General features: G+C 68.7%; 18 protein-coding genes. 14 read left to right on the top strand and 4 right to left on the bottom strand.

Annotated features, from left to right (window positions below; genetic code table 11):
* Positions 1 to 69: 69 nt before the first annotated feature.
* Positions 70 to 798, bottom strand: a complete 729-nt coding sequence (locus ACGF3I_RS06475; RefSeq protein ID WP_393129461.1) for a hypothetical protein — start codon at positions 796 to 798, stop codon at positions 70 to 72.
* Positions 799 to 1,145: 347 nt separating this feature from the next.
* On the opposite strand from ACGF3I_RS06475, the gene ACGF3I_RS06470 reads away from it, so the two are divergent.
* Both ACGF3I_RS06470 and ACGF3I_RS06465 read left to right on the top strand, forming a co-directional pair.
* Positions 1,146 to 1,622, top strand: a complete 477-nt coding sequence (locus ACGF3I_RS06470) for a GNAT family N-acetyltransferase (RefSeq protein ID WP_393129460.1) — start codon at positions 1,146 to 1,148, stop codon at positions 1,620 to 1,622.
* 296 nt (positions 1,623 to 1,918) lie between these two features.
* Complete coding sequence (locus ACGF3I_RS06465) at positions 1,919 to 3,178, top strand: phosphodiester glycosidase family protein (RefSeq protein WP_393129459.1); 1,260 nt, start codon at positions 1,919 to 1,921, stop codon at positions 3,176 to 3,178.
* Between the two features lie 109 nt (positions 3,179 to 3,287).
* On the opposite strand, the gene ACGF3I_RS06460 is transcribed toward ACGF3I_RS06465, so the two are convergent.
* On the bottom strand, positions 3,288 to 4,337 hold the full coding sequence (locus tag ACGF3I_RS06460) for a M4 family metallopeptidase (protein WP_393129458.1): 1,050 nt from the start codon (positions 4,335 to 4,337) through the stop codon (positions 3,288 to 3,290).
* Positions 4,338 to 4,442: 105 nt separating this feature from the next.
* On the bottom strand, positions 4,443 to 4,850 hold the full coding sequence (locus tag ACGF3I_RS06455) for a tetratricopeptide repeat protein (protein WP_393129457.1): 408 nt from the start codon (positions 4,848 to 4,850) through the stop codon (positions 4,443 to 4,445).
* 165 nt (positions 4,851 to 5,015) lie between these two features.
* Between ACGF3I_RS06455 and ACGF3I_RS06450 the strand changes: the two genes are divergently transcribed.
* Positions 5,016 to 5,981: a pirin family protein gene (locus tag ACGF3I_RS06450; RefSeq protein ID WP_393129456.1), complete on the top strand. Its 966-nt coding sequence runs from the start codon at positions 5,016 to 5,018 to the stop codon at positions 5,979 to 5,981.
* 723 nt (positions 5,982 to 6,704) lie between these two features.
* Positions 6,705 to 7,487, top strand: coding sequence for a hypothetical protein (locus tag ACGF3I_RS06445; protein ID WP_393129455.1), 783 nt, complete (start codon positions 6,705 to 6,707; stop codon positions 7,485 to 7,487).
* A gap of 213 nt (positions 7,488 to 7,700) precedes the next feature.
* Here the strand turns inward: ACGF3I_RS06445 and ACGF3I_RS06440 are convergent, their stop codons facing one another.
* Positions 7,701 to 8,033, bottom strand: coding sequence for a hypothetical protein (locus ACGF3I_RS06440; RefSeq protein ID WP_393129454.1), 333 nt, complete (start codon positions 8,031 to 8,033; stop codon positions 7,701 to 7,703).
* A gap of 767 nt (positions 8,034 to 8,800) precedes the next feature.
* Here ACGF3I_RS06440 and ACGF3I_RS06435 point away from each other — a divergent pair.
* The 10 genes from ACGF3I_RS06435 (at position 8,801) to ACGF3I_RS06390 (ending at position 21,582) form a co-directional block, all read left to right on the top strand.
* Complete coding sequence (locus ACGF3I_RS06435; protein ID WP_393129453.1) at positions 8,801 to 9,280, top strand: hypothetical protein; 480 nt, start codon at positions 8,801 to 8,803, stop codon at positions 9,278 to 9,280.
* A 967-nt stretch (positions 9,281 to 10,247) separates the two neighbouring features.
* Positions 10,248 to 11,576 (top strand): S28 family serine protease, encoded by a 1,329-nt coding sequence (locus ACGF3I_RS06430; protein WP_393129452.1) that lies wholly within the window; start codon positions 10,248 to 10,250, stop codon positions 11,574 to 11,576.
* 165 nt (positions 11,577 to 11,741) lie between these two features.
* Positions 11,742 to 11,927 (top strand): FDLD family class I lanthipeptide, encoded by a 186-nt coding sequence (locus tag ACGF3I_RS06425; protein ID WP_388722463.1) that lies wholly within the window; start codon positions 11,742 to 11,744, stop codon positions 11,925 to 11,927.
* 95 nt (positions 11,928 to 12,022) lie between these two features.
* Positions 12,023 to 13,402 carry a lanthionine synthetase C family protein gene (locus ACGF3I_RS06420; RefSeq protein WP_393129451.1) on the top strand — a complete coding sequence of 460 codons (1,380 nt, stop codon included), beginning with the start codon at positions 12,023 to 12,025 and terminating at the stop codon, positions 13,400 to 13,402.
* Between the two features lie 30 nt (positions 13,403 to 13,432).
* Positions 13,433 to 16,624 carry a lantibiotic dehydratase gene (locus tag ACGF3I_RS06415; protein WP_393129450.1) on the top strand — a complete coding sequence of 1,064 codons (3,192 nt, stop codon included), beginning with the start codon at positions 13,433 to 13,435 and terminating at the stop codon, positions 16,622 to 16,624.
* Positions 16,621 to 18,477, top strand: coding sequence for an ABC transporter ATP-binding protein (locus ACGF3I_RS06410; RefSeq protein ID WP_393129449.1), 1,857 nt, complete (start codon positions 16,621 to 16,623; stop codon positions 18,475 to 18,477). Before ACGF3I_RS06415 ends, ACGF3I_RS06410 begins: the two co-directional genes overlap by 4 nt.
* A gap of 9 nt (positions 18,478 to 18,486) precedes the next feature.
* Positions 18,487 to 18,753, top strand: coding sequence for a hypothetical protein (locus ACGF3I_RS06405; protein WP_393129448.1), 267 nt, complete (start codon positions 18,487 to 18,489; stop codon positions 18,751 to 18,753).
* A gap of 262 nt (positions 18,754 to 19,015) precedes the next feature.
* The gene (locus tag ACGF3I_RS06400) at positions 19,016 to 19,465 is read left to right on the top strand and encodes a LuxR C-terminal-related transcriptional regulator (protein WP_393129447.1); all 450 of its coding nucleotides are present in this window, start codon (positions 19,016 to 19,018) and stop codon (positions 19,463 to 19,465) included.
* A 13-nt stretch (positions 19,466 to 19,478) separates the two neighbouring features.
* On the top strand, positions 19,479 to 21,344 hold the full coding sequence (locus ACGF3I_RS06395) for an asparagine synthase-related protein (RefSeq protein WP_393129446.1): 1,866 nt from the start codon (positions 19,479 to 19,481) through the stop codon (positions 21,342 to 21,344).
* A gap of 4 nt (positions 21,345 to 21,348) precedes the next feature.
* Complete coding sequence (locus ACGF3I_RS06390) at positions 21,349 to 21,582, top strand: lasso peptide biosynthesis PqqD family chaperone (protein WP_388722473.1); 234 nt, start codon at positions 21,349 to 21,351, stop codon at positions 21,580 to 21,582.
* Positions 21,583 to 21,589 lie beyond the last annotated feature (7 nt).

Genomic DNA, 21,589 nt, shown 5'->3' with positions numbered 1-21,589 from the left:
GAGTGCGCTCTCAGTCAACTCCGTTGTGCCGCACGCCTGTTGAGACTGTCTCGCAGGGGTGGGGTGAGGTCAGCGCCCGTCCAGGTCGCCCTCCGGTTCCGGAGTTCGCTCGATCGCGGCGGCCTTCGGCTGCACCGCGTCGGGATCGTCCGCGACCGGCCGCCACACGCGCGGCCAACGGCGCTGCACCCGGGCCGCGATCAGGCCCGCGACGATGCCCGTGATGATGGGCTCCCCGTGTCCGTCGCCGAGCAGCAGCAGGAGCGCACCGTCCACGACGATCGCGGCGGTGAGCAGGTAAGGACGCCGGCCCGGCCGGGTGACCAGGGCGAGCCCCGCGATGCTGGTCGCGATCCGGAAGGTCAGCCCCGAGTTGCCGCCGCCGGAGGGGCCGTGCACCAGGAACGTGTCGACGCTGAACACCAGCAGGAGGGCCGGCGCGAGCGCGAGCAGCATCCGGCTGCCCCACACGCGCTCGGCGGCGAAGCCGATGAGGGCCAGCACGAACAGGTTGAAGGCCGTACCCCCGACACCGCCGTCCTGCACCATGAACGAGGTGTACGCCCGCCACCACTGGCCCTGATCGATGATCTTGTCCGAGTCGCGGTGCAGGGCGTCGTAGATGCCCGGGAACGCGAACTGGAGCAGCGAGGGAACGGCCACGAGCAGCCAGAGGCCGATCGCCACCTTCGGTGGCCTGTGCCGGTCGAACGCGAGCTGGGGCAGTCCGTCCATGACCTTCATGACCAGGACGATCATGACGACGAACAGGGCGGGCGAAAGAACATGGTCGGTCATGCCCCCTATCTACCCCGTGTTCTCCCGGCCCTGCCGACACCACGCGGTATCGGCCACGCGCGGGCCCGCCGCGCCGCACGGAGCACGCCCTCAACGGGCCGCCGGCGCCCGCGAATTCGGCTTGATCCCGCCACGGCCGCGGCTGCGTCGAGGGGTGGGTGAGGGGCGAGGGGGAGCGTCGTCGGGGCGGCCGTGCAGAGGGGGCGGGGCGGTGTGCCGGTTCGTCGCCGGCAGGCCGGCCGGTGGGCGCCCGAGGGGAGGGCCGGTCCGTCGCCGGCAGGCCGGCTGGTGCCCGCCCGAGGGGGAGGGGCAGCATCGTCACACCCACCATGGGTAATACTCTCCCCATGACCTCACGTGTTACGGGCACGACGAAGCGGAGCGGGGTGGCGGTCCGCCGCGCGACCGCGCGCGACGCCAAGCGGCTGACCGCCCTGGTGCGCTCCTCCCGTGCGTACGAGGGCCCGTACGCGCCCATGATCGCCGGGTACCGGGTGGGCCCCGACTACATCGAGGCCCACCCGGTCCACGCCGCCGTGGCCGAGGACGGCCGGGTGCTCGGCTTCTACGCGCTGCTCCTGGACCCGCCCGAACTGGACCTCCTCTTCGTCGCGGACGACGCCCAGGGTCTCGGCGTCGGGCGCCTCCTCATGACCCATCTGCGGGACACCGCCCGCGCAGCCGGCCTCGACCGGGTGCGCATCGTCTCCCACCCGCCCGCCGAGAGCTTCTACCTGGCGGTGGGGGCCCGGCGGACCGGCACCGTACGGGCCAATCCCCCGGCCGTGATGTGGGACCGGCCCGAGCTCGAACTGGCCATCTAGGAAAGCCTGTTGAGGGGCCCGGGCCATCGGTGCCGGGTCGTGCCCCCGGGCGCCGGTGCCCGGTCCGCGCCGCGCCCGGCCGGTCCGGGTGAGCGGGGTGAAGGCCCATCACTTCGCCCGGGACGGCGCGGGGTTGGTGCCCCGAATGGCGTCATCCGGTCGCCCGCCTCCGGTCGATATGCGGAGAAAGCCGGATTACGTTACTTGTCGGCAGGCCGACCGTGGCTGTCCACCGCCGAGGGTGCGCCTCCGTGCGATGCGGCCGCGCGGCTACGACGAGGCCGGGAGAAGGCGACATGGCGGACAGGTCGGGACAGCCGGTGGACGGTGGCGACCGGGGCGGCCCGGGTGGCCCGGGCGCGGGGGCCCCGGCGGGCGCCACGGCGGTGGTCGGCCGGCGCCGTCTGGTGCCGTGGCGGCCCCGGAGTGCCCTGACGCACGAGCAACGCGTGCGGCGCACCCTGGCCACGCGGGCCGCACTCGCGGCCTGCGTCCTGTGCGTGGGCACGATCGGCTACTCGGTGGGCGAGGCCCTGACCTACCCCGGGGACGACAGCACCGAGGCCCGGCTGGCGGGCTGGGCGCGGGAGCATGAGCTGGGCGCGGTGGTCGACGAGCTGGAGAACCTCCAGTACGAACTCGACCCCCCGCAGGTGGGCGGGGCCCTGCCGAACGAGGCGCTGGCCCGCATGCGGGCGACGGCCCCCGCCGTGCCGATCCACCACCAGGGCGTACCGCTGCGCGCCCCGATGCGGCCCCTGGTCACGCCCGCGCTTCCGGGCGAGGGGGTGTGGCGGGTGCTGAGCGGCGCCCATGGCGAGCCCGTGGTGCAGGGCACCTATGTACGGCCCGACGCCGACCACACCTCCTACCAGGCGGCCGTCGCCTGGATCAGCGGCACGAAGGCGCGCTTCGAACTGCACCCCGGGGTGCGCGAGCCCGGCGGCACCTTCTCCGTGCCGCCCACCCTTCCCGAGGGCACGCGCACCGGACTGCTCGCCACCTGGAACGGCGGCTTCAAGGTCACCGACGGCGGTTCGCGCGGCGGCTTCTACCTGAAGGGCGAGACGGCGGGGGAGCTGCGTGACGGCGCCGCGTCGGAGGTCTTCCGCAAGGACGGGTCGATCGCGATCGGCCAGTGGGGCCGCGACGTGCGCATGACCCCGGACGTGGTGGGTGTGCGCCAGTGCCTGGAGCTGATGGTCGACAACGGCAGGGTCGTCCCGGACATCGACGTCGACTCCAAGTGGGGCGCCACCGACCAGAGCCGCATGTTCGTGGAGCGCTCGGGGGTCGGGGTGACCGCCCAGGGCGACGTCATCATGGTCGTCGGCCAGGCCCTCACCGCCCGTACGCTCGCCGAACTCATGCAGCAGGCGGGCGCCGTGCGCGCGATGCCCCTCGACATGAACCGGGCCTGGCCCTCCTTCATGAGCTACGACCCCGCAGACGACCCGGCCAACCCGAAGCCCACCAACATCCTCGACTTCGAGAACCCGCCGGAGCGCTACTACAACCAGGCGACCCGGGACTTCGTCGCGGTGTACGCGAAGTGACACCGCCGCGGCCGGCCGGCCCCGGGCCGGGCGCCGGCCGCGGCTCGGGCGCTGCTCCCGGGCCGGGCGCTGCTCCAGGTGGGGGCGCCGCTCCCGGTCCGGGCCGGTGTCAGGTGGCCGGTACGCCGACCTGGGACCAGGCCTTGAGCACCGCCTGGATCTCGTCCCCCTCGCCGTACAGGTCGCGGGCGGTCGCCGCGGTGAGCCGCGCGAAGTCGGCGAACTGGGCGTCCGACGCCAGGTGCCCGCCGGTGAGCGTGGCGTACCAGATCCGCCCTGCCCGCTCCCAGGCGTTGCCGCCGAGGGCGGTGGCCAGCAGGTAGAAGGCGTGGTTGGGGATGCCCGAGTTGATGTGCACCCCGCCGTTGTCGCGGCTCGTGTTCACGTACTCGTCCATGATCCCCGGCTGCGGATCCTTGCCGAGCTGCGGGTCGTCGTACGCCGTGCCGGGGGCCTTCATCGAGCGCAGCGCGTCGCCGTGGACGCCCGGGCCGAGCAGCCCGGCGCCGACGAGCCAGTCGGCCTGGTCGGTGCTCTGACCCAGTGCGTACTGCTTGATGAGCGAGCCGAACACGTCCGAGACGGACTCGTTGAGCGCGCCCGACTGACCGAAGTAGTCCAGGTTCGCCGTGTACTGCGTCACGCCGTGGGTCAGCTCGTGGCCGATGACGTCGACCGGCAGCGTGAAGTCGAGGAACAGCTCGCCGTCGCCGTCGCCGAACACCATCTGCTCGCCGTTCCAGAACGCGTTGTCGTACTGCTCGCCGTAGTGCACGCTCGCGGTCAGCGGCAGCCCGGCGTCGTCGATGGAGTGGCGCCCGTAGACCTTCAGATACAACTCGAACGTGGCACCGAGGCCGGTGTGCGCGCGGTTGACACTGGCGTCCGCCGAGGGCTGGTCGCTCTCGGCGTGCACCTTGCTGCCGGGCAGCGCTTCCAGGTGCCCGGCGTCGTAGATGGTGCGGTCCGGCCTGTCGGACGGGCTGCCGGTGGGGGCGGTGGCGCCGCGGACGGTGGTGATCCGGCGCCGGGTGCGCAGCAGGGCGTCGTGCTCCAGGGTGCGGCGCGCGGGCCCGTACACGGAGGCGTCCTCGTGCTGGGCGAGCCGGTCGAGGATGTGGGGAGGTACGACCGTGCAGAAAACGGCGGGATTGTTCATGTCGAGCAATGTGGCACAGCGTGACCCAACTGTCACTGGGCGCAGTCGAGTTGGCCGGAATGTGACGTCCGGCGGGCGCCCCTGGTGGGGCAGGGGCGACCCGTGCTATCGGTCCTGCTCCGCGTCCGGGAACTCGCCCGCGAGGGCCGCGGCGACCCGCAGGTGCGGGGCGGCTTCGGCGGGGCGGCCCTGGCGCTCCAGGGTGCGGCCGAGCATCAGTGCGGCGTACTGCTCGACCGGGTCGCGCTCGAGCACGGCCCGCAGCTGGGCCTCGGCCTTCCTGAGCTGGGCCGAGTGGTAGTAGGCGCGGGCCAGGAGCAGCCGGGCGGCCACCTGCTCGGGCACCTCGGCGACGAGCCCCGCCAGGATGTCGGCTGCGGTGACGTACTCCTTCGCCTCGAAGAACATCCGGGCGCGGTCCCAGCGCTCGGCGGGGGTGCCGAACTCGTAGTAGGCGTCGGCCACTTGGGTCGCTCGGGTCGGCTGCGTCGCTTCGGTGCGTGCGGTGGTCATGGGCCGTCCTGTTCCGGGCTCGGGGGTGCAAAGCCGTGCGTCCCGTGCAACATGCCGATGTTGTTGAACATTCCACTGAACCGGGAGGCGCTGGGGGTGGGGACCGCGGCGGAGCCGGTGGGCGAAAGGGGACGCGGTGGGCCCGGGAGGCAATAGGTTGACCGCATGAGCAACCTCGATCGCCAGCCCGCGCTGTCCGTCTGCGGAGGGCGCGGCTTCGTCGTCGCCGAGCCGGTGCGCGAACTTCTGTCGCCCCGCACCGTGCGGCTCGGCGAGTCCACCGAAGTGCGCCGACTGCTGCCGAACCTCGGCCGCCGCATGGTCGGCGCCTGGGCCTTCGTCGACCACTACGGCCCCGACGACATCGCGGACGAGCCCGGCATGCAGGTGGCGCCCCACCCGCACATGGGCCTGCAGACCGTGAGCTGGCTGCACCAGGGCGAGGTGCTGCACCGCGACAGCCTGGGCAGCCTGCAGACCGTACGGCCGCGTGAGCTGGGCCTGATGACCTCGGGCCGGGCCATCAGCCACTCGGAGGAGACCCCGAGGGCGCACAGCAGGTTCCTGCACGGGGCGCAGCTCTGGGTCGCCCTGCCCGACGCCCACCGCACCGTGGAGCCGCACTTCCAGCACCACGCCGACCTGCCGCACGCGACCGCGCCCGGCCTCGACGCGACGATCATCCTGGGCGAGCTGGACGGCGCCGTGTCGCCCGGCAGCACCTACACGCCGATCGTCGGCGCGGACCTGACCCTCACGGAAGGCGCCGAGGCCCGCCTCCCCCTGAACCCGGACTTCGAGTACGCCGTCCTGTCCATGTCGGGCGAGGCGTACGTGGACGAGGTACCGGTCCTGCCGGGCTCGATGCTCTACCTGGGGTGCGGCCGCGCCGAACTCCCGCTGCGGGCAACGTCGGACGCGTCCGTGATGCTGCTCGGCGGCGAGCCGTTCGAGGAGGAGATCCTGATGTGGTGGAACTTCGTGGCCCGCACCAACGAGGAGATCCAGCAGGCCCGTTCGGACTGGATGACGGGATCACGCTTCGGCGAGGTGAAGGGCTACGACGGCCCTCCGATCCCGGCCCCCGAACTGCCGGGGGTGCCGCTGAAGGCGCGGGGTCGGGTGCGCTGAGCTGCGCGGATGTCGGGGCAGCCGCCCGCCTGATCGAGGCGGGCGACAAGGCTGGAGCTGCCCTCTCCTCTCAGTCCGGAGCTCGCTCCTTCGGTGTCGGGATGAAGGCGTGTGCTGCGGATAGTACGAGCTTGTGTGGGCGGGTTTAACGATCCCGATGCTGACCTTTCTGACGGTGCGTCATGTAGGCGGGAAAGGGCAGCGACGCGGCCTCTCGTAGTGGCTGCGGTCCGCTTGGGAGATGGGAGCCCATGCTCGGCAAGGACGACGGCTCCACCCCATGGCTCTCTCCGAGTATGCGAAAGCCGTCTCCGTACCCGGATTCAATCAGGGGCGAGGCGGCTTTCGCGTGCCTGGCGGCCTGTCAGATCTTGGCCTCGGCGTGCGTCAAGCGTGCGTCACGTGCGTCGCTCATGAGTCAAGATATCGCCCGTAACGCACACAACGCCCATAATGCACACTTGGAGAAACAGCAGGTCAGATGCCCTTATCAGTAGCCTCAAGGATCGGCACGCACTCCACAATCATCGCGCTCAAGGACCTCGGACGCGTGTGGCGGGCCCTTACCCCGCCGACTGGCGGGGGCAAGTGTGGCTGCCGTGGGGGTTCACCTCAGGTTTGTGACGCCCGAAGCTAGTAGGACTGCTGGGTCCGGACACCTTCCCTCCAGCGCATAGTTGATTTCGCGATAGGAAGATTGTGCACAAGTCATCACTTCGGGCCATGACTGTCTCAAGCCTTGTATCGGCCACTCTCCTCGGTGCTCTTGCCTCCACCGCGGCAGCGGATTCACGTCCGACGGGGGTCGAACGTACCGGGCGGGCAGTCGAAAAGGCCACCGGCACTACCGGGCTTCTGACGGCCCCCACCCAGGGAAACGCCTTCCCAGCGAATTCTTCTGGCAGGATCCTCCTGGCCACGGGTATCGGCGAGCAGATTTCCATGGGCATGCCCGAGACCAAGGACACTCTGGGTATCCGGACCGGCGCCGGAACCACCGTGTACCCCAATGCGACGTCCGGCGCAGATTTCGCCGTTCAGCCCACCACCGACGGCGCGCGGACCTTGATTGTCATCAAAAACTCCAGCGCTCCCAAGGAGTACACATTCGACCTCGGCCTTCCCCAAGGCGCCCAGGTGAAGCCGCTGCCGAGCGGCGGTCTCCTCGTGGTCAAGGACCGCATGCCGCTAGGTATTCTTGAGTCTCCGTGGGCTAAGGACGCCAATGGCAATCCTGTCGCCACCGCCTACCGGATGGAAGGCAACCAGGTTGTGCAGACGGTGGCCTTCAACGAAAGCACGGCCTTCCCTGTGGTCGCCGACCCGAATTGGAAGGCTATCGCCGCAGCCTTCAAGAAGGTAGGCGGCTTCGCGAAGGCCGCTGCGGGCAGCTACAGCGACTTCAAGAAGTGGTTCGACGGTCTGAATCCGTGGGTGCGCTACCCCCTCAAGGCCGTGATGCCGGGCATGTCGCTGTATGACCTTTGGTGGCACCTCAACCACTGACATGGCCTACAACTTGGTAGGGCCGTTGACCGAGATGAAGGGTGAGGCAGGGCGATACACATGGATGACGGCACGCCTGCGAACAGTGCCACGGAGGCAACTTGGGCCATTCCTACGGTCCTGTTGTTGCCATCCGGGCTCATCACGCTCTTCACCGGCTTGTCTACGGCCTGGTATGTAGCTGCCTGGATATGTGTATGTTGCGCAGTCCTGCTACTGATTGCTGGGTGGGTGCAGGTCACGCGTCACGGTATCCACCAAGCGACGGGCTGGCCTACCTGCGTCGGAACCCATTTTGTCCTCGGCTGGGAGCTCGTCCATCTCCTGAGCTGAAAGCTTCCGTCCCGGCGAGGTTGTCTGGTTCGAGTTTTGGTCGATGACTTTCGTCCGGTAGCCGGTGTCGGCCCACGCCTTGGCCACGCGAGTGGCTGGGGCCGAGATCTGGGTGAGCAGGCGGATGCCTCCGGTGTTGTCGGAGACACTCGTCACGGTCACCCAGACGGCCAGCAGCAGGCCGAGGCCCAGGGTGTTCTTGGGCTTGCCCACGCCTACCGGCGACGCCCGAGCAGGCCGCAGTGCGGCTCTTCTTTGGTGCAGAGAGTGCGCTGGGCGAAAGATACGGAGCGCCCCCACCCCTGAAAGCCTCCCGCCCCATCCCCTCTCGCATACAGTTCGCGCGGATCCGTGGGGATGGGGCAGGAATAAGGTCGGCTTAGGTGCCGGGTCTCTTAGGCCCGCGTCCGCACACCGCGGTGGGACGAAGCCCCAACCCGCGGGCCTGTCTGCTGCAGCCGTGTGAATCGATAGATGCAAGGTCAGGTACGCCTCTGCCTCCATGCGGTGAGCCAACATTCAGTGTCCTCCAAGGACGAACTCGCGCTTCTGGAGCGCCTCCACACCCACGGCGTAGATGCCTGTGGGCGGCGGTCGGAGCGTGGATGCGCTGCTCGGAAGCAATTCCGACCTTGATCTATGGGCGCCGGCCGCACATCTTGGCCCGCCGGTTCGCAACCGCAGCGGCGTGTTCAGCTGCAAGCTCCCACGGTGTCGGCATCAAGGGCCCGGCACTGGCGACGGCTTCGCCCTTGGGAAGCCCCGGGGCCGAGGCACGTGGTCTTCCGGCGGCGTTGCCGTGTGGGCCCAGACCTCATACGACATACTCCGTGCAGGTCCAGCCGCCGACGGGAGCGTGCCACTTCCGGTACACGGCGGACAGGCGGCCCCTGCAAGACAAAGCATGCTCACCTTGTGCCGCGTCAAGGGTGGCCTGCAGCGGGCTTTTGACGCGCTGGCACGCGTCCTACCCTCTGGTCATGCCTTGGACAACATTGGCCAGTGCGGTAGTCGGTGCCTTGATCGCGACCGCTTCTGCGGCGCTACTTGACCGCAGTCGCTGGCGTCGCGAGCAGGAGGACCGCATTACCGCCGCGCGGCGTGTCCTTTACGGGGAGTACCTCGCGTGCCTCTCTCAGGCCCGCAACGACTTCCGTAGCCTGGCACGCAACCAGACCGCGGGCTTAGCGGAGCGAGAGCGCTCCGCTCGCGACAGTTTCGCTCCGTGCTACGGCGTGCGCTATCAGATGTCGATCACCGCTGCGTCGAGCGTAGTCCTCGCTTCGGAAAGCGCCTTCCGCCGACTACGTGACGTGCGGGATCTTGCGGCGGCCGGCACTCGTGCGGGGGACGTGGATTACTCGGGTGGCCGCGCCGAGTATGAAGCTGCACTCACTCGACTTCGGGACGCGATGCGCCGCGATCTCGGAGCCGACCGGGAACCTGTGACGGCCGGATGAGGTGCTCAATTTGCCCAACTCGGGCGCAGACAGCACGCAATCGCTTTCCTGCCGGAGCTGTCGGGGTGCGGTGCCGACGATGGACGCCCATTGTCAAGTGCATCAGCAGCGCGCCGAACGTCTGTAAGGGATCGGGGTTCGTGGAGAGTCCCGCACCGCAGCCGTGCCACCGCCCAGATCCGCCGCCTCGATGCACCAGTCGCCGTCCTCATGGCTTCGAGCAGATGCAGTGCTCGCAGTAGTGGCTGCTGTAAGGGAAGATCCCTGGGTGGACTGGCGTTGTCTTCTGGCATCGCGAAGGGGGAGTGGGTGGTTCGAAGCTGTTCAGCATGGCAAATGGCGTGGTCGCGGTCATGCCGCGCCTGGCCGCCGGCGAAGTAGGTGTGCAGGACCTCGTCGAGGCGCACATGGAGACGCCGGTCGGTGCTGAAGAAGTGCGCGGAAGGCTCGGTAGCCCCGGGGCTTCCGTTGCTGGTCGCAAGTCAGGGGGCTTAGCGACGTCTGCGGCGTAGGCGACGGTGCCCATACCCGTCGGGCGGTCCCCAACAGTGAGTACAGCCGCGAGTTGTCGGCGCAGGTCCACCGGGAGGCCGCTTACTTCCTCGTCCACACCCCCCGAGGTCGCCACCCTCTCCAAGGTCATTTCGTGGGCTTCCGGTCGCTGGCAGATCAAGGAAGCCAACGAGAGTGACAAGCAGCTCGTCGGCCTCGCGCTGTAGTAGGTCCTCAAGCGGACACCCCGGCTCTGCCCTACCGCCGCCGGGCGTCGGGCCTGAGGGGTGTCCGTCCGAACCAGCGCCGGACCTCCTCACCAACCGGCGCTCCGCACCCTTGTGTTGTGGGTGCCGTGGACTGCCTAGTTGGGGGCGGGCCCATTTCATAGAGTCGGATACGCATTCCCGTCGGCGTACATCTGAGGGAAGGAAAGGCTGTGACACACATCGGGAGGAGAATCCGTCCGATATCCATGGTGGTGAGCTTATTACTGGCCGTGGTGCCGTTCGCCGTCGCCGTCCCGGCACCCGCTGCCGAGGCTGCCAGGGGGCCGTCAGACATCGCGCCCTTGCTTGCGAAAGTGCCTGGCCTGACGGTGAGGCAGCAACGGCCCCTGGACGGCGGCCGTCGGCAGTACCTGATGGACTTCCGGCAGTGGATCGACCACCGGGACCACAGGAAGGGAACGTTCCAGCAACGGCTGAACCTCATCCACCGTTCGCTCTCCGCGCCGACCGTCCTCTACTCCACAGGGTACGAACTCGATGAGGGGCAGGCGTTGAGCGAGCCAGCCCAGCTGCTGGACGGTAACGAACTCAAAATCGAGCACCGGTTCTTCGGGCCCTCTACCCCGGGCTCACGCGACTGGAGCACGCTCACCATCAAGCAGTCGGCGGACGACTACCACGTAGTGGTGTCGGCTCTGAAACGGGTGTACCAGGGCAGTTGGATCAGCACCGGGATGAGCAAGGGTGGCATGGCGTCCGTCTATTACCGCCGTTTCCACCCGAGGGACGTAGCCGGTACCGTCGCGTACGTCGCCCCCAATGATGTTGATGATGCCGACGACGGCGCCTTTGACCGCTTCCTGGCCACGGTCGGGAATCCGACCTGCCGGGCCGGTGTGGAGCGCGTAAGTCGCCAGTTGCTCCAGCACCGCGCCGAACTGGGGGCGCGGCTCGATGCCTGGGTGCACTCCCAGGGGCTCACCTTCTCCCAGACGTTCCGGACGACCGACCGGGCGGTGGAATACCTGGCCATGGAGTCGGTCTTCTCGTTCTGGATGCTCTGGGGGGACCGGCAGTGCGGTTTGGTGCCGGCGCCGAGCGCCTCGGTCGACACTCTGTGGGGCTGGCTGAACTTCAGCCTCGACGGCCTCGACGGATACACCGACCAGCGGATCTCCGCGCACGTCGGCTACTACTACCAGGCAGCCACCCAGCTCGGCAGCCCGTCACCGGCGTTCTCTTGGCTGGCGGACCTGCGCCGCTACCCCGACGTGTACCGGATCCGGAACTTCCTGCCTCCGGGGCTACGAGACCGACCCTTTGACAGTGGCGCGATGCGCGATATCCAGAACTGGATCGACCGCCACGGCGAACGGCTGATGTTCGTCTACGGGCAAGAGGACCCCTGGGGCGCCGAGCGGTTCACGGCGGGTACCTGCACCCGGGACTCGGCGGAGTTCATTGTCCCAGGTGCGACGCACGGTACGGCCTCCCTTGCCGCGCTGCCCGCGCCCGCCTCGTCCAGGGCCAAGGCGATGCTGGACCGCTGGGCCGGTCGTATGGCCTCGCAGTAACATGGCGCGGCATCTCCTGCCTATTGTCGAAAGCGGCATATGGCGAGTTTCTCAATTCCCTTTCCAGGCGCGTTCTTCCGTTGATCCGGATACGCGCGTCGGCTTAGATTCCGGGTGTCCGGCAGCAGCATCGAACGTCCCTTTTTCTCGGAAAGGAAGCGCACCATGTCTGCAACTGCACAGGCCGTCGCCGACCCCTTCGTGCTCGACGTCAAGGTGACCTCGCAGGGCGAGAGCGCGGCGGAACCGTTTCCGACGGCCACCTGCCTCGGCTGCACCACCAAGTGCCCCTCGGTCAAGGCCCACTGCACCCTGCTCAGCTGTGTGACGCAGTGCCCGATCGGCTGCTGAGGCACCCGTGAGGCGTGCCGGCCGCCCCTTGGGGGTGGCCGGCACACCTGTGCTGACCTCCGGGACCAGGAACACGCATCAGAGAACGGGTGGCCATGTTGTCGAACCATCTCAATTTCCCCAGTCGCCCAGACCCGTACGCCGCCGCCCACGTCCAGGCCATCCTGATCGGGGAGCGTCTCTCCCTGGAGAAGCTGGTGGCGAACGCCGTGGAGCGAACCGCCGCACGCGCGAGGAACCCCTTCGAGTGGGGCGGGGCATCGCTCGGCAAGGGACACACAGGGGTTGCTCTGCTCCAACTCGCGCTGGCGAGGCATGCGGCAGCCGCGGAGCGCGTGGCCGACGCGACCACCGCGACAGGCGGCGTATCGTCCGAGGAGTGGCTCACCCGGGCGCAGGCCCAGCTGCACAGCGCGGTCGGCAGCACCCACACCCATCCACTCACCAGCACCTCAGTCCTGCTGGGCAGTTCGGGACTGGCCATGGCCGTCGAGGATTTCCAACAGACTGACGACCGCTACGCGAAGAGCGCCAGCCGACTCTGGCAGCAAGTGGCCGAACAGGTACGTGACCACCCATGGCCGGTCCGCGAGAGCGGCTACGCAGCGACCGACTACGACGTGGTCTACGGGGCGGCCGGCGTGCTGGTGGCGCTGCTCTCCTCCCCGGAGGCCCTCTCCGGACAACGGGACGCCGTCGACATCCTGGTGAGTTATCTCCTGAAGGTGGCCGGCCCCTCGGACGGAGAAGATCTGGCCTGCCGGATCCCGCCGGAGCTGTTCCCGCTCCCGGAGTACCGGGAACAGTATCCCTTCGGCTACTACAACACCGGGCTGTCGCACGGCATCCCCGGCATACTGTCGGCCCTCTCCGCCGCCTACCGCTCCGGATACGACGGCCCCGGTGTCCGCTCCACCCTGCGTCGACTCGCGGACCGGCTGCTGGAATGGTCGACGCCGGACCAGCTCGGCCCCGACTGGCCCGCCGGAGTGCCGCTTAATGAGGCCGGTACGCCAAACCCGGTCGAGTCAGTGCCGACCCGTACCGCCTGGTGCTACGGCACTCCCGGCGTAGTGGTCGCGTTGCTACAAGCGGGTGCGGCGCTCGCTGATGCCGATCTGCGGTCCACCGCAATCACCGCCCACCGCGCGGCCATGGCCCGTGTCCAAGCAGTGCCCGATTCGGTGTCCTCGCCGACGATCTGCCACGGCGTGGCGGGCCTGCTCTGCGTGGCCGCTTTCGTCGGGGAACAGACCGGCGACGCGGCAGCCCGGGACGACGTCCGGTGGCTGACCGAGCGACTGCTGACGCACTGCGATTCGGCGAAGCCACTGATCGTGCGGGACGAGGAGTCCACGGGGAACTTCGTGGACGATCCGAGCTTCTTGACCGGCGCAGCCGGCGTGGCTCTGAGTCTGCTGTCAGCGAGCGGCGGACGGCAATCCTGGTGGAACGGCCTGATGCTCCATGGCTGAGCAGCTGAGCAGCGGGAAAGGACAACGACGGTGAAGCACAGCCTGTACGAGCCGGCGGGATTCGCCCTGCTGAGGACACCGATGCAGAGCGTGGAGACCTTCGCGGAGCTGAACGGCGGCCGGGACCGGATCCTCGAGATCGCGAGGCGCCCCGAGGTGAGGGAGGCCCTGCAGATCGCCAGCCCCGACCTGGTGCGGGCACTGGACCGATACACAGCCGACCCGCCCGAACACGGGCGGCGAACCGAGCGGCTGCTGTCCAGCCTGGCCCGCTACATCGGCCGGATGAGCACCCGTCCGACACCCTTCGGCACGTTTGCGGGAGTGGCCCTGGTGCCACTGGCTGACTCCACCACCGCGGTCCTCGCCCCGGCCGAGGCGGCCACCCAGACTCGCTCGGACATGCGATGGCTACTGGATCACCTCAGCGTCCTGGAGTCCGACCCGGAGCTGCTGGCCCAGTCGCGGCTGTTCTGGAACCCGCTGATCGCCGATCTGGACGACCGCTACGTGCTCCCCTACGCGGACGTCTACGGCAAGAGCGACAGCCGTGCGATCACCATCGCCTCCACTCCGATGCTGCGCCGGATCGCGCAGCTGTGCGCGAGGCCCCTCCCGTTCCGTGAACTCGTCGAAACGCTGATCGCCGAGGCGGGCCCGCAGTACCGGGAGGCTGCACGCGGGTTCCTACTGATGCTGCACGAGTCCCGCTACCTGCTGACCGATCTGCGGCCGCCACACACCGAGTTCCGGCCCGAGGAACATCTGCACCGGCTGCTGGCCGAGCGCGCCGCGCCCAGAAACGTCGATGCGTGGTCGGAACTGCGGGACCTCCTCGATCGCAGCGATCGGGCCACGCCCGGTGCCCGGTCCGCTCTGCTGCAGCAGGCGGCTGGCCGACAGCGCGAGATTCACGAGGGTGAGGCGGCTGTTCCGTTCCACGTGGACACCCGACTCGGCGTGCACGAGCCGGCCGTGCACCGGGCGATCGGTGCGGCTGCCGCCGAGGCGGTCGAGTCGCTGATGCGGCTGGGCTGTCACCCCGTCCGCCAGCCACACCTTGGCGAGTACCACGAGCGATTCGTCGAGCGGTACGGCACCGACACCGAGGTGCCGTTGCTGGAACTGCTCGACGCCCGTACCGGGCTGGGCGCCCCGGCGACCTACACCCGACCGGCCCCGGAGCGCAGCCCGCGAATCCCGTCGTATCCGGGTCGGCCCGAGACTCAGCAGCGCCACCTCTCCCGGCTCCTCGCCGACTGTCTGCGCGCGGGCAGCCGCTCCCTCACCCTGTCGGACGAGGATCTGACACGGCTGACGGTCTGGGAGCCGAGCGCCTCGGGCGAACCCCCGTTGTCCGCCGTCGACCTGTTCTGCCAAGTGCAGGCAGCCTCCCCAGCAGCGCTGGACGCCGGGGACTGGAAGCTGGTGGTGGCAGCCGACGGCGTCGCCTTCGGTGGCCGGTCACTGGGCCGTTTCGGCGGCGTGCTTGGCACAGAGGCGGTCGGGGGGCTTCGCCGGTACCTGGCCGACGCACAGGACCGGGACGGCGACGCGATACACGCCGAGGTGAATTACCATCCGGCCTTCGCCGTCGGAGCAAATGTGGCGGCCCACCCGGTCACGCGGGAGTACGAGATCCTCGTCAACGCCCAGCCGACGATGGGGCACGAGCGGCAGATCCCTCTCTCGGACATCGTCGTGGGCGCCACCCCGAAGCGGTTCTACCTGCGTTCGCTGCGCCTCGGCCGGGAGGTGGTCGCGCACCAGACGCACATGCTGGTCGGGACCAGCGCGCCGAACGCGGCCCGGTTCGTTCTTGAGGCATCCTGGGACAACTTCGCACTACCGTCCGGCTTCCAGTGGTATGACCTGGACACCCTGCCGTTCCTGCCGCAGGTGTGCCGGGGCAGGGTGGTGCTCCGCCCGGCGCAATGGAACCTTCGACCCGGTGAGCTGGTGGCCGGCCCGGACGATCACGACAGTGAGCGCTTCGACGCGACGTTGGCGGGCCTGCGCGAGCGCTGGAGCATCGACCGGTACGTGTATGTCGTCCAGCTGGACAACCGGCTGCTGGTGGATCTGGACAGCCCGTCAGGTCGGCGGCAACTGCACCGGGAGGCGCTGTCGGCCCTGCGTGACGGCTCGCCCGCCTTCCTGGAGCTGCACGAGATGCTGCCGACGATGGACGGTCTGTGGCTGCGGGACACGGACGGCAGACCCTACGTCAGCGAGTTGGTGGTGCCGGTCGTACTGAGCAAGGAGGCCGGCATTCCACCAGGGACACCGCGCACCCCCGAGGTCGCACACCGGCGACTGGTGCAGTCGGGGGAGCGGGTCAGCCTGCGCAGCCCGCTGCGGCGGTTCCCGCCCGGTGGAGAGTGGACGTATTTGAAGGTCTACTGCGACGGCGCGTCCCAGGACGACATGATCACAGGTCCTCTGGCCGAACTGGTCGACGGACTGCGGGAGCGGGCACTGATCGACCGCTGGTTCTACGTCCGATATGTCGACCCAGAGGCCCATCTGCGGGTGCGCTTCCACGCCGCTGACGGGGACGCCCGGGAGAATGTGCTGCTGGAGGCGGTCCGCTGGGGGCACCAAATGGTCGGCACGGGAACCGCCCGACACGTGCAACTCGACACCTATGAGCGGGAGATAGAACGCTACGGCGGCATCGAGGTGATCGCGGACGCCGAACGGCTCTTCACCGCGAACAGCGACCTGGCCATCGGTTTGCTGCGGGCCCGGAGCGAGGACGGTCCACCCTCCGTGGAACACCTCATGGTCCACGCCCACCAGGCGCTGTATCAGGACTGGTATGACACACCGCCCGAGCGGTCGCCGCTGCTGCCGGAACTGACCGCAGCCATGCGCGACGGCTTTCGGCGCAACCGGCGCTACCTCGCCAATCTGCTGGCGCCCTGGGCTGCGCACCCGGACCCGCTCGCTGAGGCCCACCGAGAGGCGCTGGAGCCGTTGTTCGACGGGCAGCGGGCGGCGGTGGCCGGAATGCGGCGGGCGGTGCGCCGGCAGCACCCCGGGCACCGGGGTGCTGCGGTCGAGCAAGCCGTGCTGGTCAGCCTGACACACATGCAGAGCAACCGGCTGCTCGGCGTGGACCGGGAGAAGGAGGAGTACTGCTACGGGTTGTGGCGCCTCGCCCTGGACGCGATCCGGACCAGGCCCGCAGGCGTACCGGCCGGGGCGGAGGCCCGATGAGTGGCGGCACCGGAACGGCGGCGGCCTCTTGGCCGCGTGTCCGCTCAGGCATGCGGGTGGTCGCGCTGTTCTGGCGCGTCAGTCCGCGGACGGTCTGTGTGGTGCTCGGTCTCACGCTGATCACCGGACTGTTGCCGTCGCTGCAGATCAAGGTGACGCAGGCGGCGGTACAGAGCGTCGTCGACGCAATCCGTGTTGGCGGCGATACCACCCGGGCAGCTCTGGTCAACGGTGGTCTGCTGGCCCTGCTCGCGGTCCTTGCGCACCTGTTCGGCACCTGGGAGCAGTACGCCCGGATGTTGCTCCAACTGCAGTTCACGTACCGGATCAACGAACGATTGATGGGCAAGGCGACCCGGCTGGATCTGGAGCAGTACGAGAACGCCGACACCTATGACGTCCTCCAGCGGGCCAACCGGGAAGGCGCGAGCCGTCCGTTCCAGATCTTCCAGGGGATCATCGAGGTCGGACAGAACACCGTCCAACTGGCCTCCGTGGCAGGCGTGCTGCTCTCCTGGAACATCTGGGTCGGACTGCTCATTCTGGCGTCGCCCGCGCCGTCGATCGCGGCGTCTTTGATCTACGGGCGGCGCGGTTACACAGTGGAACGCGAGCGCACGTCGAAGCGCCGGATGATGCAGTACCTGCAGTACCTGACGACCACCGACCGGACCTTCAAGGAGGTCCGGCTGTTCGCTCTCGGCGACGAACTGGTCGGCCGGTACCGCGCGCTGAGCCAGGAGTTCTACGGGACCGACCGGGTGCTGGCCAGGAAGCAGGCGTTTGCGGCTTTTCCGCTCGGCCTGGTCAGCGTCCTGGTCTCCTCCGGGGCACTGGTGTACGCGCTGGCGACCACGGCGACAGCCGCGGCCGTGGGCCGGCTCGCCGCGTACACCCAGGCGATCAACTTGGTCCAGACGTCCGCACACAGTGTGCTGTTCGGTATCGGTGAGCTGTACCGGAATGTACTGTTCGTGGGCAACGTCTTCGAGTACCTTGACCTGCCCGAATCCCGGATCAGCGGTGGCACCCGCAAATTCCCGGCCAAGCTGGAACACGGGATCGAGTTCCATGACGTCAGCTTCACCTATCCCGGGACGGAGCATCCCGTGTTCTCCGGGCTGTCCTGCATGATCCCGGCCGGCCGTTGCACGGCTATCGTCGGGCACAACGGCGCCGGCAAGACCACGCTGGTCAAGCTCCTCGGTCGGCTCTATGAGCCGACATCCGGGGAGATCCTGATCGACGGGGCTCCGATCCAGGAGTACGACCTGGCGGACCTGCGAGCCAACATCGGCGTCATCTTCCAGGACTTCGTCCAATACGAGATGACGGCCGCAGAGAACATCGGCTTCGGGTCGATCACCAACCTGGCGGACAGAGACCGGATACGCCGGGCCGGCCGCGACAGTAGCGCCGACGCCTTCCTCAGCCGCCTGCCAGACGACTACGACTCCGTTTTGGGAAAGATGTTCGAGGGTGGTAGACAGCTGTCGATCGGGCAGTGGCAAAAGGTGGCCCTGTCTCGCGCCTTCATGCGCAGGGCGCCACTGGTGGTGCTCGACGAGCCGACCGCGTCGATCGACGCGGAGGCTGAAGCTGAGATCTTCGGAAAGCTTCAGGAGATCGCCGCCGGCGCCACCGCCGTCCTGATCGCTCACCGGTTCTCCACCGTCCGGATGGCCGACGAGATCCTGGTTCTGGAGCAAGGGGCGTTGATCGAGCAGGGTAGCCACCGGGAGCTGATGCGGCTGAACGGAGCGTACGCGCGGCTCTTCACGCTCCAGGCTGCCGGATACCTGGACGACGATTCGGTGGCCGATAAGGAAGGTCGATCACCAACCGAAAAGTAGGATCGCGGCATGACCTCGCAAAATCCTGACCTGCCCGACGGCATCGACGGCGGGAGTAAGTCCACAGATCCACGAGCGGCGCGCCAGTTATTGGTACGGGGAGTGGCACTCGCGCTACTGGGGATCGCGCTGGTGGCAGTCGCGACTCTGGGCTTGTTCCCCTTCGGTGAAAACTCGCTGGTGCGGCACGGACCGCAGCTCATCGGAATCCTGATGATCAGCCAGGGCGCGTACTGGGTAGCCCGGTCGCGCTCGCGCGAAGACGACGGCTCCTGATCCGGCGCTGGCCGGTCTCCTGTTGAACAACTGCCAACAGGTGACCGGCCGCGCCATTTTCCTTTCGCAGTCCGGGTGCCCCCAGCATTGATTTCGGACGACTTCCCACACCTGCATCCGCGCTGCTCCCGCCCGGCGCTGCTACCGCCTGGCGAAAAATCGCCTGTCTTGCGCTTGGCGGAAACTTTACCCAGGAACCCGCCACTCCGGATCCCTCTGTGATGATCGGAATGCCGTTCGATCTGCAACTAAAGGGGGAACGATGAGTTCTTGGGATTCGACGGACGCGCCTCAGTGGATGACCGCCCTTCGGCGCGTGGGACGACTCACCGGGCGAGAGCGAGAAGTATTCGCACTCTTGGCGGAGGGGCCGACCAACATGGAAATCGCCAGGGAAATCTTCGTCACAGAGCGAACGGTCCGTGCGCACATCATGAGCATTCAAGCCAAGCTCGGGTTGCGCACTCGCCTGAAGGTCTGCCTCGCGGCTGCGGCGTACGCCCAAGGACTGTCGCAGACGACAGTAGGCGGAGCTGGATTCGATGAGCAGGATGGATGCCGCCGCCAATGGCCCGAGCATGCAGAGGGGGTGATTGCGATGAAGAAGCCTTACCAGGCTCCGAAGCTCACGGCACGCGGTGCGTTCGCCGCCGCCACCGCCGGGTTCGGCAAGTTCAAGGCCGACCAGCTGGTCGGCCGACTCATCCCGTGAGAGGACGCTTAGCGTGACGAAGGCACTCGGCGGCAGCACCGACCGCTTCGTGTTGCTGCCGGACCACGAAGCGGCATCCGCTGTTGCCGGGTGTCTTCCCTTCCGGCCCACCCATCTGGTGTCCCACCCGTCCGGACGCCCCTGGATCCTCGCCGACCTCCCGCACGGGCGGCTCACCGACATACGTGTCGGCGCCAGCGCCCTCGTCCTCATCGGCCCGGGCCCGGTCGAGTGCGAGCCGCTACAGGCGGCACTGGGCCGCTGCCGGGACATCGACGAGCTCGATCGCATCCTGGCTTCACTCCCCGGTGTGTTCCACATGATGGCCTGTATCGGCGGCGTGATCCGAGTGCAGGGCACGGCCTCCGGCGTGCGTCGGGTCTTCCACGCCCGCCAGGGCGCGACGCTGTTGGTCGGCGACCGGGCCGAGACACTGGCCGAGTGGGTTGGCTCCCCCGTGGACGAGGCCGCCCTGGCCCTGCGCCTGCTGGAGCCGCTCCCACACCCGCTCGGCGAACGCACCACCTGGCACGGCATCAATTCCACACCGCCGGGCAGCTACCTGCGGATCGACGGCCGGCAGTACGTCACGACACGTCGGTGGTGGCAGCCGCCTCTCCCGAGCCGTCCGGCGACCGCTGGAGCCGCCGCGGTGCGCGAAGCTCTCGAATTGTCCGTCCGTCTCCATCTGGCCGGCCGCGCGACGGTGAGCACCGAACTCTCCGGCGGCTTCGACTCGACCGCGGTCAGCTACCTCGCCCAGCGCGAGCGCACACGGCTGAGCGCCCCGGCAGTACTGGCTATCACGGCCGGGAGCCGGGACCCGCTTGACGACGACCACGACTGGGCGGCCCTCGCGGCGCGGCTGAATCCGGCCCTCGACCACCGCATCCTGCCCGCCGAACGTCTCCCGCTCACCTACGACAGCCTCGCGGACGCCGCAGCCGAGCGCATGGACGAACCCTCCATCGCGATCGCGCAGCGGTCGCGGGTGCTCGCCGTTACCGCGCTGGGCCGCGAGACCGGCTCACAGGTCCACCTGACCGGCCACGGTGGAGACCACCTGTTCGTCGGTCTGCCCACCCTCTCCCTCGACCTGCTGCGCACCCGACCAATGGCTGCCGTTCACCGGATTGCCACCTACCGGAGCATGTTCGGATGGTCCTGGCCGGACACAGCCCGTCAGCTGGCCCGGCATGGGTCCTACCACCAGTGGCTGGCCCGCTCCGCCGTCAGCTGCGGACGGGTTGCGGACTGGCACACCCCGCTACTTACCTGGGGCGTGCCGGCAACCCTCCCGGACTGGGTCACGCCCTACGCCGCTGACCTGGTGCGGGGTGAACTCGGCCGGGCCGCAGCCACCGCCCGTCCACTGGCGCCGACACCCGGCCGCCACCTTGAACTGGACGGCATCCGTGACGGCGCCCGGCTGGTTCGGGCCCTCACGGACATCACCGGCCGCGCCGGCCTGCCCATCTCGGCTCCGTTCCTGGACGACCGGGTGATCGAGGCCGCACTCTCGACACGGATCGAGGACAGGGTCCAGCCACATGCCTACAAGCCGCTGCTGCGCCAGGCCATGACCGGCATCCTCCCGGCGCGGCTGCTCGCCCGGACCACCAAAGGCGTCGGAGACCTGGACCTCGCCCTCGGAGTCCGCGAGCACGCCACCGACCTCGCCGGTCTCTGGTCGGACTCGCGCCTTGCCGCTCGCGGGCTTGTGGACGCGGAACGGCTCACCGCGCTGTGCGACCAACCCGAAGCACCCGAGCTGGACGACGGCGCTCTGCTCACCACGGTGGCCTGCGAACTCTGGCTGCGGGCCGTCGACCGCACCACAACCCCTCAGGAGCACACCCATGCCCCTTCGCTTACGTGACGACGTGACCTTAGTGGCCACCGACTACGGCGCCGTCCTCCTTGACGAGCGTGCCGGGCGCTACTTCCAGCTGAACCCCACCGGCCGGGTGGCCGCCGAGCGCCTCCTCGCCGGGGGCGACACCGACGACGTCGTGGCCGCGATCACTGCCGAGTACGACGTAACAGAGGAGCGCGCGAGAGCGGATCTCACGGCCCTGGCCGACCAGCTGCGTCAAGCCGGACTGGTGGGTTCATGAGCGTCGG

This window comes from Streptomyces sp. NPDC048111, from assembly GCF_043202815.1.
Taxonomy (GTDB): domain Bacteria; phylum Actinomycetota; class Actinomycetes; order Streptomycetales; family Streptomycetaceae; genus Streptomyces.
The sequence above is the reverse complement of the archived record's forward strand: the minus strand, read 5'-3'. Positions and strand labels throughout refer to the sequence as shown.

Coding starts and splice junctions, on each gene's coding strand:
- ACGF3I_RS06475 (WP_393129461.1), bottom strand. CDS start 798: ATGACCGACCATGTTCTTTCGCCCGCCCTGTTCGTCGTCATGATCGTC.
- ACGF3I_RS06470 (WP_393129460.1), top strand. CDS start 1,146: ATGACCTCACGTGTTACGGGCACGACGAAGCGGAGCGGGGTGGCGGTC.
- ACGF3I_RS06465 (WP_393129459.1), top strand. CDS start 1,919: ATGGCGGACAGGTCGGGACAGCCGGTGGACGGTGGCGACCGGGGCGGC.
- ACGF3I_RS06460 (WP_393129458.1), bottom strand. CDS start 4,337: ATGAACAATCCCGCCGTTTTCTGCACGGTCGTACCTCCCCACATCCTC.
- ACGF3I_RS06455 (WP_393129457.1), bottom strand. CDS start 4,850: ATGACCACCGCACGCACCGAAGCGACGCAGCCGACCCGAGCGACCCAA.
- ACGF3I_RS06450 (WP_393129456.1), top strand. CDS start 5,016: ATGAGCAACCTCGATCGCCAGCCCGCGCTGTCCGTCTGCGGAGGGCGC.
- ACGF3I_RS06445 (WP_393129455.1), top strand. CDS start 6,705: ATGACTGTCTCAAGCCTTGTATCGGCCACTCTCCTCGGTGCTCTTGCC.
- ACGF3I_RS06435 (WP_393129453.1), top strand. CDS start 8,801: ATGCCTTGGACAACATTGGCCAGTGCGGTAGTCGGTGCCTTGATCGCG.
- ACGF3I_RS06430 (WP_393129452.1), top strand. CDS start 10,248: ATGGTGGTGAGCTTATTACTGGCCGTGGTGCCGTTCGCCGTCGCCGTC.
- ACGF3I_RS06425 (WP_388722463.1), top strand. CDS start 11,742: ATGTCTGCAACTGCACAGGCCGTCGCCGACCCCTTCGTGCTCGACGTC.
- ACGF3I_RS06420 (WP_393129451.1), top strand. CDS start 12,023: ATGTTGTCGAACCATCTCAATTTCCCCAGTCGCCCAGACCCGTACGCC.
- ACGF3I_RS06410 (WP_393129449.1), top strand. CDS start 16,621: ATGAGTGGCGGCACCGGAACGGCGGCGGCCTCTTGGCCGCGTGTCCGC.
- ACGF3I_RS06405 (WP_393129448.1), top strand. CDS start 18,487: ATGACCTCGCAAAATCCTGACCTGCCCGACGGCATCGACGGCGGGAGT.
- ACGF3I_RS06400 (WP_393129447.1), top strand. CDS start 19,016: ATGAGTTCTTGGGATTCGACGGACGCGCCTCAGTGGATGACCGCCCTT.